Annotated in this window: 10 protein-coding genes, 1 tRNA gene and 5 pseudogenes; 12 read left to right on the top strand and 4 right to left on the bottom strand. The window is 56.6% G+C overall.

What is annotated here, in order from left to right:
* Positions 1-72 precede the first annotated feature (72 nt).
* The 8 genes and pseudogenes from RSAL33209_RS12820 to RSAL33209_RS12790 all read left to right on the top strand — a co-directional run bounded on the left by RSAL33209_RS12820 (position 73) and on the right by RSAL33209_RS12790 (position 8083).
* Complete coding sequence (locus RSAL33209_RS12820; RefSeq protein ID WP_012246282.1) at positions 73-1293, top strand: sensor histidine kinase; 1221 nt, start codon at positions 73-75, stop codon at positions 1291-1293.
* 4 nt (positions 1294-1297) lie between these two features.
* Positions 1298-1905 (top strand): annotated as a pseudogene (locus tag RSAL33209_RS12815) (response regulator).
* Between the two features lie 191 nt (positions 1906-2096).
* Positions 2097-2894 (top strand): annotated as a pseudogene (locus RSAL33209_RS18910) (glycoside hydrolase family 16 protein); the annotation flags it as partial.
* The gene (locus RSAL33209_RS18905) at positions 2880-3425 is read left to right on the top strand and encodes an RICIN domain-containing protein (RefSeq protein ID WP_325050144.1); all 546 of its coding nucleotides are present in this window, start codon (positions 2880-2882) and stop codon (positions 3423-3425) included. The pseudogene RSAL33209_RS18910 and the gene RSAL33209_RS18905, both read left to right, overlap by 15 nt.
* Positions 3426-3561: 136 nt before the next feature.
* Complete coding sequence (dusB, locus tag RSAL33209_RS12805; protein WP_012246277.1) at positions 3562-4743, top strand: tRNA dihydrouridine synthase DusB; 1182 nt, start codon at positions 3562-3564, stop codon at positions 4741-4743.
* A complete protein-coding gene (locus RSAL33209_RS12800) occupies positions 4736-6004 on the top strand; it encodes a deoxyguanosinetriphosphate triphosphohydrolase (RefSeq protein WP_041684800.1) in 1269 nt (422 codons plus the stop codon). Before dusB ends, RSAL33209_RS12800 begins: the two co-directional genes overlap by 8 nt.
* A gap of 44 nt (positions 6005-6048) precedes the next feature.
* A complete protein-coding gene (gene dnaG, locus RSAL33209_RS12795) occupies positions 6049-7944 on the top strand; it encodes a DNA primase (RefSeq protein ID WP_012246275.1) in 1896 nt (631 codons plus the stop codon).
* Positions 7945-8010: 66 nt separating this feature from the next.
* Positions 8011-8083, top strand: a tRNA-Asn gene (locus RSAL33209_RS12790).
* A gap of 48 nt (positions 8084-8131) precedes the next feature.
* Here the strand turns inward: RSAL33209_RS12790 and RSAL33209_RS17210 are convergent.
* Positions 8132-9397, bottom strand: a pseudogene (locus tag RSAL33209_RS17210) (IS3 family transposase).
* Between the two features lie 61 nt (positions 9398-9458).
* Here RSAL33209_RS17210 and RSAL33209_RS20085 point away from each other — a divergent pair.
* Positions 9459-9515, top strand: a pseudogene (locus RSAL33209_RS20085) (phospholipase domain-containing protein); the annotation flags it as partial.
* A gap of 12 nt (positions 9516-9527) precedes the next feature.
* Positions 9528-9806 carry a phospholipase domain-containing protein gene (locus RSAL33209_RS12775; protein ID WP_012246273.1) on the top strand — a complete coding sequence of 93 codons (279 nt, stop codon included), beginning with the start codon at positions 9528-9530 and terminating at the stop codon, positions 9804-9806.
* A gap of 89 nt (positions 9807-9895) precedes the next feature.
* On the opposite strand, the pseudogene RSAL33209_RS12770 reads toward RSAL33209_RS12775, so the two are convergent.
* Together RSAL33209_RS12770 and RSAL33209_RS19765 are read right to left on the bottom strand one after the other, a co-directional pair.
* Positions 9896-10924, bottom strand: a pseudogene (locus RSAL33209_RS12770) (citrate/2-methylcitrate synthase).
* Positions 10925-10927: 3 nt separating this feature from the next.
* The gene (locus RSAL33209_RS19765) at positions 10928-11083 is read right to left on the bottom strand and encodes a citrate synthase (protein WP_012246270.1); all 156 of its coding nucleotides are present in this window, start codon (positions 11081-11083) and stop codon (positions 10928-10930) included.
* A 229-nt stretch (positions 11084-11312) separates the two neighbouring features.
* On the opposite strand from RSAL33209_RS19765, the gene RSAL33209_RS12765 reads away from it, so the two are divergent.
* A complete protein-coding gene (locus tag RSAL33209_RS12765; protein ID WP_145962167.1) occupies positions 11313-12407 on the top strand; it encodes a citrate synthase in 1095 nt (364 codons plus the stop codon).
* Positions 12408-12433: 26 nt separating this feature from the next.
* Here RSAL33209_RS12765 and RSAL33209_RS12760 read toward each other — a convergent pair whose 3' ends face one another.
* Positions 12434-12697, bottom strand: coding sequence for a cell division protein CrgA (locus RSAL33209_RS12760; protein WP_041684798.1), 264 nt, complete (start codon positions 12695-12697; stop codon positions 12434-12436).
* Positions 12698-12939: 242 nt separating this feature from the next.
* On the opposite strand from RSAL33209_RS12760, the gene RSAL33209_RS12755 reads away from it, so the two are divergent.
* Positions 12940-13722: a class E sortase gene (locus tag RSAL33209_RS12755; protein WP_049759102.1), complete on the top strand. Its 783-nt coding sequence runs from the start codon at positions 12940-12942 to the stop codon at positions 13720-13722.
* The last annotated feature ends 157 nt before the right edge of the window (positions 13723-13879 follow it).

The following is a 13879-nucleotide window of genomic DNA, read 5'->3' as shown; positions in this document are numbered from 1 at the left end:
CGACGTCGGTGCCCACTCCAGGTGAGCGCCGACGTCGAACTTTTCTAAGCCAAAGCAACGTAAGGTAACCCCATGCCAGGTGTTTATTACAGCCGCTCTGCCGAAGAGGTCAACCAAGACGTGGATCGGATGACCAAGCGCTTGAGTTGGTTTGCCCAGGACATGCAGCAAGCTTTGAACTTCCGCGAACTGCTCACCTCCACCGGTGCTCGCCGTTGGTACACTGGCGCTGGAATTTCGGTGGTAATTTTTGGCTTTAATAGCTGGCCAGCGTTATTTACTTCGGATGCCCCGGTTGAACTTCGGATTTTTTATGCTGCGATCTCACTGCTGGCTCTGATCTTATTTATCATCATTCCGCCATTGAGCTGGGCCCGCAGCGAGCCCTTCAAAATCACTATCTGGTTAGTCTTCGCGGTGCTGGGGAGTTTGTGGATTCTGGACATTGGGCCGTCCGGAGGTTGGTTTGCAACCTTTTTGACGGTGTGTGCCGCCATGCAACAGCACCCTAGAAAAACTGGTTTGATCATTGTGAGCTCGGTGGCGGTTTTGCTAGTGATCACCGAGTTGCTGATGGGACAAAGCCTTGACTATGCAATTTCAATGGCCGTTGTCTCGTTGTCGATCGGCTTGATGATGATCGCCTTCGCCCGGCAAATCGAAGCGTTACGGGTGCTGCGCGAGACGCAGCAGCAACTGGCAGATGTTGCGGTTAAAGAGGAACGCAGCCGAGTCGCCCGGGACATGCACGACATTCTTGGTCACTCGCTGACCGTTATTGCCGTCAAAGCCGAGCTCGCTGGCCGGCTTCTAGATGCCGCGCCTGAGCGAGCGGCTGCGGAGATTCATGATGTGGAGCAACTTGCCCGCGGTGCGCTGGTCGATGTGCGAGCGACGGTGCGCGGCTATCGTGGCGTCAACGTGCTCACCGAACTGGTCAATGCCCGCAGCGCGCTCGCCGCGGCAGGGATGGACGCCGAGGTGCCTGGTGCTGCGGATGAAATCCCAGCGAAATACCGCGAGCTGTTTGGCTGGGCCTTGCGTGAGGGAGTCACAAATATTGTCCGGCATTCGCACGCGAGTAAAGCCGTAGTGACCATGGGGCCAAACTTTATCCAGATCGATGACGACGGCGTGGGCGCGGTGGGTTCAGCTGCCGCCGATGCAGGCAACGGGCTGAGCGGACTGCGCGAGCGAGTCGAGGCGCAAAATGTCGCCCTGATTGTAGGAAAATCTGCTTTGGGCGGTTTTCGATTGCGCGTCCAATTGTGCGTGCTTACCAAGAGAGGTTGAGAAAATGATTCGACTTCTGATTGCGGACGATCAGGCTTTAGTTCGGGGCGCCTTGGCCGCCCTGTTGAACTTAGAAGCCGATATTGAGGTTGTTGCCGAAGTTGGCCGTGGCGATGAGGTGTTGGCTGCCGCGTTAGCTCACCATGCTGACGTTGCGCTGCTCGACGTTGAAATGCCAGGTCTAGATGGCATCGCCGCCGCCGCCCAGCTGCACGGCTCAATGCCTGAATGCCGAGTCTTGATGGTGACTACCTTTGGCCGGCCGGGTTATTTGCGGCGAGCAATGCAAGCTGGTGCTAGCGGTTTCGTGGTGAAAGATACGCCCGCGAAGCAGCTTGCTGAGGCGGTTCGTAAGGTTCAATCGGGGCTTCGAGTGGTGGATCCAACGCTCGCTGCCGAAACGCTTACCAGCGGGAAAGCCCACTGACGGAACGAGAAACCGATGTGTTGCGCGCTGCTGCCCAGGGCGGAACAGTCGCGGATATTGCCAAAGCGACCTTTCTTTCGGAGGGCACCGTGCGAAATTATTTTTCTAGTGCAATGGGTAAGACCGGCGCACGGACTAGGGCAGAAGCAGCTCATCAGGCTGAGGAAAACGGTTGGTTGCTCTAGCGTTTTCGCTGGGCTAGTTAGCAGACTAAGTAATTACTTAATGGTAAATACTTAGTTTTCTGTTGATTTCATGAATTAAACAAATTTTCCTAATTTGTGTTAATAATCGAGGTAGCCTGCTTTTGGAATAATTTTCTCAAGCAGAAGGATTCGCTGTGGGTCATTTCATCGATAGAAAGTCAATTGTGCGAATGGCCTCGATTGCCGCCGCAATTTCGCTCGGTGCTGCCGGGGCGGTAGCAGTCTCGCAATCAGCGGTGGCGACGCCTCATGCCGCGCCAGCAGCTGCGGTGGCCAACTGGACCGACAATTTTGAGGGCGGATCTGGCTCAAAGCCAAACTCGCAATTCTGGAATATGGAGACCGGCGGATCTGGCTGGGGTAATAACGAGCGGCAGTATTACACGGACAGCTCAGATAACGCCAAGCTTGATGGCAATGGCAATCTGGTTATTACCGCCCGACGAGATAATACCAATGGATTGAATTGTTTTTATTGGCCGTGCGAAATAACCTCGGCGCGATTGAATTCGGCAGGAAAAATTACCGCCAAATATGGCCGAGTTGAAGCTCGAGTGAAAGTTCCGGGCCAAAAGGGTGCCTGGCCAGCATTTTGGATGTTGGGTGAGAACATCGGTTCCGCTGGCTGGCCGCAGTCCGGTTAAGTCGACATCATGGAAAACGTTGGCAATCGGTCGCATCAATTGCTCGACACCCTGCATGGCCCCGGCTACAGCGGCGGTGATGGCATTGGTGGTGAAATTACCAGGTCGAGCCCACTCAGCGACTCTTTCCACACCTACCGAGTTGACTGGGGTCCGGATCGAATCACTTGGTTTCTGGATGACAATCCGTACCTTAGTGTGGGTAAAGAAGATCTAGGTGGCAAGCAGTGGGTTTTCGATAAACCTTTCTTCTTGATCCTTAACCTCGCTATTTGCGGCACTCTTGGCGGCTCGGTAGATCTGAACAGCATGCCAGCGCAAATGTTGGTTGACTATGTCAAAGTCACCGATCTTGGAGGCGTGAATCCGGTGAAGTCCAAACCACCAACACGCGGCGGATTAGGCGGTGACCCGTGGGCTAGTTTGCATGTGGAATCACCCGCGGTCTTGCTCAAAAGCGTTGCTGATGGCCAGGCCGTAGACGTTGATGCCAACGCGACTAAGCCAGAAGGCGCCAAAGTGAACTCTTGGGATTACGCCAAGGGAAATAACCAACGCTGGCAGATGTACCGGCAGGGGAGCGAGAACCGATTTATTTTCCGCAGCATCGGCTCCACCTTGGTCTTGGACAAAAGCATCGCCGGTACCGACATTCAACAATGGGGCTACGGCGGCGGCTCCAACCAGCAATGTAATTTTTCCGATGCGCCCGGCGGTAGCCAGGGCCAAATTCAGATCCAGAGCGGTCAGGATGGCTCGTGCTTGACCAATAAAGGTCATGGACAACAGCTACGCACTGAAGGTTGCCGCAGCGGCGACCGGAATCAAATGTGGACGATCAACGACGCCCAGTAGTCCGCCGTCGTAGTTAGCTCTGCATTCCTCCCGTTGAGGGGTCGTATTTTGACGCTAAAAAGCACTTTTAGCGTCAAAATACGACCCCTCAACGGGAGATGGCGGTCGATTTTGACCGGTTTGAGAGAATTGAACCGTGACTGTTATCGATGTGCCAGTAGCAACTGACCGGCTTGAACTGCCGCCGCTCCGGCTAGGCAATATCACTGTGGACACCCCAGTGGTTTTGGCCCCCATGGCCGGAATTACCAACACCGCTTTCCGACGGCTCTGCCGTGAGTACGGCGGCGGCTTGTACGTGGCCGAAATGGTCACCTCGCGGGCCCTGGTTGAGCGCACGCCGGAAAGCTTGCGCATCATCTCGCATGACGAAGACGAGAAGGTCCGTTCCGTGCAACTGTATGGTGTGGATCCGATTACCGTGGGCAAGGCGGTGCGGATGTTGGTCGAGGAGGATCACGCCGACCACATCGATCTGAACTTCGGCTGCCCGGTGGCGAAAGTGACTCGTCGCGGCGGCGGGGCGGCGCTTCCCTGGAAGACTGAACTTTTCGCCTCGATCGTGCGCACCGCGGTTCGCGAAGCATCGAAGGGCGATATTCCGCTGACTATCAAGATGCGCAAAGGCATCGACGATGACCACCTGACGTATCTGGAAGCCGGCAAAATTGCCCGGGATTCTGGTGTCGCCGCGGTAGCTCTGCACGGGCGGACAGCCTCGCAGTTCTATTCCGGCACCGCTGATTGGTCCGCAATTGCCAGACTGCGTGAGGCCGTTACCGATATTCCAGTGCTCGGCAATGGCGACATCTGGAGCGCCGAAGATGCTATCCGGATGGTTCGCGAGACCGGCATCGACGGTGTGGTCATTGGCCGCGGTTGCCAAGGCCGGCCTTGGCTTTTTGGCGATTTGATGGCCGCGTTCGACGGCGACTCCCGCCGGTTCCGCCCTGGACTCAAGCAAGTAGCGGACACGGTTTACCGGCACGCGCAACTTCTCATCGAAACTTTCGGCGAAGAAGGTAAGGCGTTGCGCGACATTCGCAAACATATGGCCTGGTATTTCAAGGGTTACGTTGTTGGCAGCGAGCTGCGGACCAAATTAGCGATGGTGAGCACACTCGAGGCACTGCGCGAATTATTAGACCAAATGGATACCGACTCGCCCTACCCTGGCGTTGACGCGGAAGGCCCACGGGGCAGGGCTGGCACGCCAAAGCGCACCGCGTTGCCAAATAACTGGTTGGCGGAGCGCGACCTCAATGAAGAACAACAAGCCAATATCGCAGCGGCAGAATTGGACGTATCCGGTGGCTGAATCCGTGGCAGAAACTACGCAAACCGTCGGCTACTCCGCTGACGATGCGGCACGATTTGTTCAAGAGCAGGCCAAGAAAAGCTACCGCAGTCCTTTCGAGCGAGACCGGGCTAGAGTGTTGCATTCCTCCGCGCTGCGCCGTCTTGGTGCCAAGACCCAAGTCGTTGCCCCGGACACCGACGACTTTGTCCGAACGAGGTTGACGCACTCGCTTGAAGTAGCTCAAGTGGGCCGTGAATTGGGCCGAGTTCTTGGCTGCGACCCCGACGTCGTCGATACCGCTTGTTTGGCACACGACCTAGGCCATCCGCCCTTCGGCCACAATGGTGAATCTGCGTTGAATGACTTGGCGCACGCCATCGGCGGTTTTGAAGGTAATGCGCAGACCCTGCGGTTATTGACTCGGCTGGAACCTAAAGTGCTCACCGCTGACGGGTTCTCGGCCGGGCTGAACTTGACCAAGGCTAGCCTAGATGCCGCCTGCAAGTACCCGTGGCTAGCTGCTGATGCGCCAGTGATTCACGGCCAGCGCAGTAGCAAATTTGGCGTCTACACCGACGACGAACCAATTTTCGCCTGGCTACGAGAAGGCGCGCCAGCTGGCCACAGCTGCATCGAGGCGCAGGTGATGGATCTAGCTGATGACATCTCCTACTCCGTGCACGATGTTGAAGATGCGATTGTTGCGGGTCACTTTCAGCTGTCCTATCTTGACGACTCAGATACCAGGGCCAGAGTAATTGTCTATACCCGGCAGTGGTACTTACCGCATGCCGAGGAAGCTAAGATTGATGCGGCTTTAGCTCGGCTGGAAGCAACTGAAGTTTGGGTGCGTCATGCGGACGGTACTCGTGCCTCAATGGCCGCGTTGAAGAATATGACTAGCCAGTTGATTGGCCGGTTCTGCCAGAGCGCTTTGGACACCACCCGGGCCATTTACGGGCCGCAGCCGCTGACCAGATTTGCTGCCGACGTCGTTGTGCCAGAAGAAACGATCCACGAGATCGCGGCCATGAAGGGCCTAGCCACGACCTTTGTCATGACGAGCGAAAATCGAGTCCCGATATACCAGCGGCAACAAGAGGTGCTGCACGAGCTGGTTGGCGCGCTCGCAGCCGGTGGCGAGGCGCATCTAGAGACGATGTTCGCGGCAGATTGGCGTCAAGCAGCCGACGACGCTGGCCGGCTGCGCGCGGTGATCGATCAGGTAGCCTCGCTGACCGATGTGTCGGCCTTGGCCTGGCATAAGCGGTTGACCTGACGCTAGCGGCGCAGCTTGTCCTAGCCTTGGCATAAACTCATTCTGTGGCCGGACTGATCAAACAAGAGGATATTGAGGAACTCCGCGCCCGCACCGATATCAAAGAGGTCGTTGAGGGCTATGTGACCCTCAAAAGCGCTGGCGTGGGCTCCTGGAAGGGTTTATGCCCTTTCCATGATGAACGCAGCCCTTCCTTCAACGTCCGCCCGCAAGTTGGTCGTTATCACTGCTTTGGTTGTGGTGAGGGCGGCGATGTCATTTCTTTCGTGCAAAAAGTCGATCACCTCTCCTTCAGCGAGACGGTAGAGAAGCTGGCGGCTCGGATCGGTTTCGAGTTGCATTACGAAGACGGCGGTTCTGGACCGCGTCGCGAAGAAACTGGTCGCAGGCAACGCCTGCTCGATGCGCATAAAGTTGCCGCTGAATTCTTCCGGGATCAGCTACTCACGCCAGGAGCCGCGGCTGGCCGGCAATTCCTTTCTGGTCGAGGCTTCGACCGGGCAGCTGCAGAGCAGTTTGGCGTTGGCTTTGCGCCGCAAGGTTGGGACGGATTGCTCAAGCATTTGCGCGGCCAAGGCTATTCAGACGAGGAACTCCGACTTACCGGCATGTTCTCCACCGGCAGCTCCGGCGACCGGCTTTTTGATCGGTTCCGCGGTCGATTAATCTGGCCAATTCGAGATATCGCGGGCGAGACGATTGGGTTTGGCGCTCGCAAGTTGTTCGAAGAAGACCAAGGCCCAAAGTATCTCAATACGCCAGAAACAATCCTGTATAAGAAATCGCATGTGCTGTACGGCATTGACTTAGCAAAGAAAGCTATCTCCAAAGGCCGCCAATTGGTAGTGGTTGAGGGCTACACGGATGTCATGGCCTGTCATTTATCTGGCGTTGGTACCGCGGTAGCTACTTGCGGTACGGCGTTCGGTGAGGACCACATCAAAGTTGCGCGCAGATTGCTTTCTGACGACGGTACCGGTGGCGAAGTAATCTTCACTTTTGATGGTGACGCGGCAGGCCAAAATGCTGCGCTCAAGGCGTTCAGTCTGGATCAGAGATTTGTTGCCCAGACGTACGTCGCCGTCGAACCGAGCGGTCAGGATCCTTGTGATCTTCGTCAGTCCGGTGGCTCGGAAGCCGTTCAGGCGCTCATCGCCTCACGACGGCCGCTCTTCGAATTCGCCATTCGCTCGGCGCTGTCACATTTTGACCTGAGCGCCGTTGAGGGTCGAGTGCAAGGGCTTCGTGCAGCGGCTCCGGTGGTGGCGGAGATCCGAGATGGTTCTACTCGAGTGGGGTACAGCCAGGAGCTCGCAGGCTGGCTAGGCATAGCGGATCCGAATGAAGTGCTCAGAGCGGTAACGACGGCGGCCAAGAACCACACCCGGTCGCAGCAAAAGGCGTTACAAGCGCAGCCAGGTCAAACTGAGTCAACCGCAGCGCCTAACCCGGCCCAGCCACTGGCCTTCAACCGGACCGATCCACGTGATCCAGCGGCGAGGATGGAGCGGCAAGGACTGGAAGTTGTCTTGCAGCAGCCAGCGCTACTCAGTGAAGCTGATTGGCTAAACTTCAACGAGATTCAGTTTGTGGTACCGGCGTATCGGGCAGTCCATGAGGCCCTGCACGCGGCAGGGCGTCCGTCCACGGATACTGGCGCCTGGCTGCAAAAAATAACTGAGGAAGCGCCAGAGCCTCTACGTCCTTTGGTTTCTGAACTCTCGATGACTCCGTTACCCGCGTCGAACGACGAAGGCTTACTCAACTATTGCCGCTCCATGTTACGCAGTCTGCTCGAGATGCAGTTGACGCGGGCCAAAGCGGAAAAACTTGGGGCTTTGCAGCGGATGGATCCGGCGTTGGATCCGGCCGGATATCAGCAATTGCAACGTGAATTGATGCAGCTCGAAGTGCAACGCAGAGTGCTTCGCGAAGAGTAGATTCCGTGCTTCCGGTTCTCGATTTCACAGAGCCGAAATCCTTTGTTAGAGTAGTAATCGCTTCATTCCTCCTTAGCTCAATTGGCAGAGCATTCGACTGTTAATCGAAGGGTTGCTGGTTCAAGTCCAGCAGGAGGAGCGAAAAGGGCCCCTGATCTGAATCGCTCCGGTGTGTCCGGAGGGTTTCTCAGACGATGAGCCTGTCGGCGGCTGCCGTGCTCTGGTAGTGATTGTAGTAGTGGTTTTCTAGCTCTACTGGTGGGATGTCTCCGCAGTACTGGTAGAGCCTTCGGTGGTTGTACCAATCGGCCCATTCAGCGGTGCCGATTTCGACTTCTTCTAGAGTCCGCCAGGGCTTGCCGGGTTTGATCAGCTCGGTCTTATAAAGCCCGTTGATGGTTTCCGCCAAGACGTTGTCGTAACTATCACCCACAGAACCGATCGAGGGGCGGATACCGGCCTGGGCCAGGCGTTCGGTGAAGGCCAAGGAGGCGTATTGAGCCCCGGCATCGTGATGATGAATCACCCCGGAAATCTCAGCCCCGGCCCGTTCACGACTCCAGATTGCCTGATTAACTGCGTTGAGCACTAGCACGGTGTTCATAGAAGCACTCGCTGACCAGCCCAGGATCCTCCGAGAGTAGGCATCGATCACGAAGGCAACATAGACCCACCCGGACCAGGTCGAAACATAGGTGAAATCATCTACCCATAGCCGATCCGGTGCCGTTGGTGTGAAATCACGGCGGACCAAGTCCTTCGCTCGGGCCGCCTTCGAGTCTTTGATCGTGGTGCGTTTGACCTTGCCACGGACCGCACCCTGTATGCCAAGTAACCCCATGAGCCGTTCTACCGTGCACCTGGCCACCGGCACACCTTCACGGTTCATCGCCAACCAGACTTTCCTGGTGCCGTGCACCCCGTAATTAGCGGCATACACCTTCTGGATCACGGGCTTGAGCACCTCATCACGTTGTTCTCGGTGAGATCGTGTTTTATCCACCCATTCGTAGTACGTGGACGGGGTGGTCTTCACCCCGTCCCAGTAAGCACCTGGCAGATCGACTCGACACCCCACCGCAATCCATTATTCTCGCGGTGACCGGCATGGTCCTTGATGTATTTCACGATCAGTGTTGTGGCGGTCGAGTTCGACCGCGAAAAAAGCTGAAGCACTCCGAAGGATCGCGTTCGCCCGTTTCAGCTCAGCGTTCTCACGCCGTAACCGTTTCAGCTCGGCCGATTCCGTGCTCGTTGTTCCAGTTCTAGTACCAACATCGATCTCGGCTTGCCGGACCCATTTACGCACCGTTTCCGGCACACCCACACCCAAAAGCTGGGCAACTTTTTGCATCGCCGCCCACTCCGAAGACGCACCCTCCATCTCCGCCACCATGCGCACCGTATGATCCTTCAACTCCTGCGGATACCGTGTCGTAGTCTTCCCTGCCATGTCCTGATCCTCTCAAACAAGAAAGTCTCCGGACACACCGGGGCGATTCAGTCAGTCAGCCAGCTCTGATGGCAAATATGACTTCAGCGTCTACGGCCCGGACCGCTTCCTCCGGCGTTTTGCTGGCACGGTGATCTCTGGAACTCATACTGACGTGCCCGTCCCGGCAGTTACCGCAGCGGTGCTTCCCGGCGGCGGATTACGGCTGACGTTGAGCAATACTGGCTCGCCGATTGTTCGCTATACCTTGGCGAGCAATGACTTTAGCACCTGTAAGGAAGACGTCTCAGTGGGCGGTAACTCCAACAAGACCGTCGATTGGACGCTAGTCGGTGGCTATTACGACGTCGTCGTGACCGCGAACACCGGTGATGGGTTCCGCTACCGGTTTGCGGGCTACGCAGGCTGATTTCACTAGCTCGAAGCCGCAGGTGCACCCCTAGAGTCGAACGCTCAGGGGTGCACTGGCATATTGGGCGTGGCATATTGAGAGCCGACTTATGGCAGAGGTTGCGGGGCTGCTGGCCCTACGTACCGTGCCGATGGCCGGATGATTTTCGGATCATCACACTGTTCCAAAATGTTGGCGCACCAACCCAATACTCGGGCGACCGCAAATGTTGGCGTTAAAAGTGCTCGTTCCAAGCCGCAAAGTTCCATCACAATTGCGGCGTAGAACTCAAGGTTCGTATGCAGCGCTCGGCCCGGTTTGAGCTGTTCCAACAAGACCGGAATTCGCTCTTCCACCGCAACCGCAAACTCGACGCGCTCGCCGCCAAAGCCCCGGGCAACTTCTTTAAGTAATGCCGAGCGTGGATCTTCGGTGCGGTAAACCGGGTGGCCAAAGCCCATAATGCGCTCACCGGCCAGAACCTGCTCAGTTATCCAAGGATCGATGTTCTCCACTGCGCCAATGGCATCCAAAGTATCTAACGCCCGGCTTGGTGCGCCTCCGTGTAATGGGCCCGCGAGTGAACCGAGGCCGCCGATAAGACAAGAAGCTGCGTCTGAACCCGTTGAGGCAATCACACGTGCGGTAAAGGTGGAAGCGTTAAAGCCATGGTCGACGGCGGCCACTAAATAAGCGCTCAAAGCTGCGCTCTGTTGTGGGGCTGGTATTTCACCGCTGATCATCGATAGGTAGTTAGCTACGTAACCTAGCTCTGGCCGGCTAGCGACAGGGCTCAACCCTTTCCGCAGCCGGTGTAAAGCCGCAATTATCGCCGGCACTTTGGCGGCTAGCGCGATGAGATCCCGCACTCGCTCTTCGCGACTCAGGTCATAGAGCGGACGATAGCCACGCTAACCAACAGACCGATTAGCGGCAGTTTTGAAGCCGGTGGCGCCCTCGAATGCTAACGCTGCGCGCAGCCCGGCGAGCAGATCGGGGCTGGCTGCTATCGCGGGGAGCGCGGAGAGAAGTTCTTGTGACAGTGCGCTATTCGCTGCGATTTGCTGCTGGAACTCGGTTAGCTGCGTCGTTTCGGGCAGCGCACCGAACATCAGCAAGTACCCAGCTTCTTCAATTGATCAATGTTTGGCCAGTTCAATCGCCGAATATTGGCGGTAGTGATAAAAGCCTTCACGACCGCGTACGTCGCTGAGTTGAGTTTCGGTGACAACCACATTAGTTAAGCCACGCGGCACGTAAATCAAGGTGTTGTCGAGTCTGGAAACTGTTTGCATGCTTTATGGCATCATCAATATTGATTGCAAGATAATCAATATTGATTCAATCAAGTAGGGGTGCTGCTATGTCCGGGTCGGAATCGAAACGATTGAGCACCGCGCAGGCCGCTGAACGCTTGAATATTAAGGCAGCTACGCTCTATGCCATGTATCTCGAGGGTTGATCTCAAGCGAGCGGGATCATGAAAGCGGCGGTTCCAGCTTCGATCCGTTGGAGGTCGAAGTCTTGGCCCGAAAACGTCGCACCGCATCGGCGCCCGCAGCACTCACCGGTGCGCCGTTGATGGTACTCGACTCGCCGTTTGCCTTACTGACCGAGGCGGATTTGTACTACCGAGGGAGATTGGCGAGTGAGCTTGCGCTGCGCCATAGCTTTGAACAAGTCGCTAGTGGGTTGTGGTCGGCCGACTCAGCAAGCTTGACCGAGCAACCAATCAAGTTTTCGCGGCCAGAATTCGACGAGCAGAAGGCGGCAGCTCCATCTGCCCTGGGTTCGGATGCTCGTGGCACCGATTTCATGCTGCAGGCACTGCTCATTGCGTCCAGCCACGATCCATTCAAACGTGACTTGAGCCCACAATCGGTCGCGAAATTGGGGATGCATGCAATTGCTTACATGATCGAGGCGTTGCCTAGTAAATTCGCCAATTTGGCGCCAATAGGTTCCACTGCGAGCGTTTCCGAAGTGCTGTGGTTCAAGTTGACGGGCCGCTTAGCTCAGGCCAATGAGGCGGCACTGCTGAATATGGTCTTGGTACTTTTGCTTGATCACGATCTAGCCGAATCCACCTTTGCGGGCCGAGTTGCAGCCAGCGCTCGAGCACATCCCTACGCGGCTCTGATCAGCGCATTGTCTACCCTGGACTCCTCTTTGCGCGGCTCAGTAAGCGTTGCGGCAAGAGAACTCATCGTCGCGGTCATGGCCGGGCAATCGCCGGAACGAGCAATCTCGGCCAAACTAAATAATGGTTACGGTATTCCAGGCTTTGGGCACCGGATCTATCAGCGCCGTGGCCCCAGAGCAGCGACCCTCCTTGCGGCCTTGCGGGAACTGCCACCGTATCGTGAGGCCCTCAATGCCGCAGCCGCGATCATCGCCGTCGTGCGCGCCCGAACCGAGAGCCCGGTCAACATTGACTTCGCGCTCGCGGTATTAATCATTGGCGCTGAAATGCCAGCTGACGGCGGTCAGACGATCTTTGCCGTCGCCCGAAGCGCTGGCTGGCTCGCCCACATTATGGACGAGTACCGGCAAGCACCCTTGCGATTGCGCCCGATTGGTGAGTACACCGGGTCAATGCCGCAAAATAGCGTGGATTAGGTCCTCGTGGACCTAAAATCGTGGGCTTAGCTACGCCAGCGAGTGGTCATCAAGAAGCCAACAATCGCAATGCCAAAACCGATTGCGATGTTCCAGGCTCCGACACTGGGAATGGGCAAGACCAATCCGGTGTTAGAGGTGATGTAGAAAACAATGATCCACAACAAACCAATAACCATTAGCCCAAACATGACTGGTTTGAACCAGATCGGATTCGGCTTGACCGCTTTGCTAGCGCCCTCTGCCTGTTGTGAGCGGGCGGGACGACGGCGTGACTTCGACTCGGGCACAGGTTCTCCTTGACAGGTGAATGGCTTAGACCATCGCACCGGAATGTGACGTTCGCCGACACTTGGTATCCTGCTAAAGGACAACAACTGCCGGTCCACACGGTTTCTCGCAGCAATTCTAGCGGCAAAACCTGCATTCGGCCTTAGTCGAGGCGGCAGCGCGAATTTCAGGAGTGGAATTGGGCACTTCCAGAGGCAGCCAGGAAGCCAATATTGGCGTGGATGAATTGGTTTCCGGTGCCCTGAAACGGGACCGGTCTGATCGCGGACGGCCTAGGCGATCCAGGCCGCGAAAGGGTGTTTTTCGCACCATCGTGCAAGTCTTTGGTGAGTTACTTATTACGCTCGGTGTGATCTTAATGCTCTTCGTCGGCTGGGAATTGTGGTGGACCAACATTCAGTCCGACCAAACTCAGCAACAGGCTGTTCAGCAGTTTGCGCAGAACTTCAAAGGCCCGCTTACGCCGCAGGCTTCCGCGCCAACCAACTATGGCGACCCGGTGGTAACCAAGGCGCCCGATGCGGCCGGTGAAACTTTCGGCTTGGCATACATCCCTCGATTTGGTGCCGATTACAAACCGCGGCCCTTGGTGCAAGGTACCGCGCAGCGCGAGCTGGACACCCTAGGACTAGGTCACCACTACACCTCTACGGCGATGCCGGGAGCAGTGGGCAATTTCGCCGTTGCTGGTCACCGGCAAACGCACGGTGCGGTGCTCGATGCCATTCACGCTTTGGTCCCGGGGGACAAGATCTATGTTCAGACCCAAGACGGCTACTACACATACGTCTTCCGGAACAGCGAGATTGTGCTGCCGACGCAAACCAGCGTTCTGGCTCCGGTGCCCACCCAGAGCTCTGCTCAACCAACTGACCGTTATTTGACGTTGACCAGCTGCAATCCGCGGTTTGGCGTCGCTGAGCGTTTCATCGCATACGCCGTGCTGGAATCTTGGCAACCAGCTAGCGCAGGACCGCCAGCAGAGATCGCGCAGCAAGTTCAAGCCGCAGCAGGACAGGGATAGGGACTATGTACGGTTGGATCTTCCGAACTTTGCCGGGACCTTTATGGTTGCGGATCGTTTTCGCCCTCATCTTGCTGGTAGCGGTTCTTGCCATGTTGGTCATTTGGGTTTTCCCTTGGCTTTCCCAGTTCAATCCTTTCACCGACTCCACGATTGG

Source organism: Renibacterium salmoninarum ATCC 33209 (assembly GCF_000018885.1).
Lineage (GTDB): Bacteria > Actinomycetota > Actinomycetes > Actinomycetales > Micrococcaceae > Renibacterium > Renibacterium salmoninarum.
The sequence above is the reverse complement of the archived record's forward strand: the minus strand, read 5'-3'. Positions and strand labels throughout refer to the sequence as shown.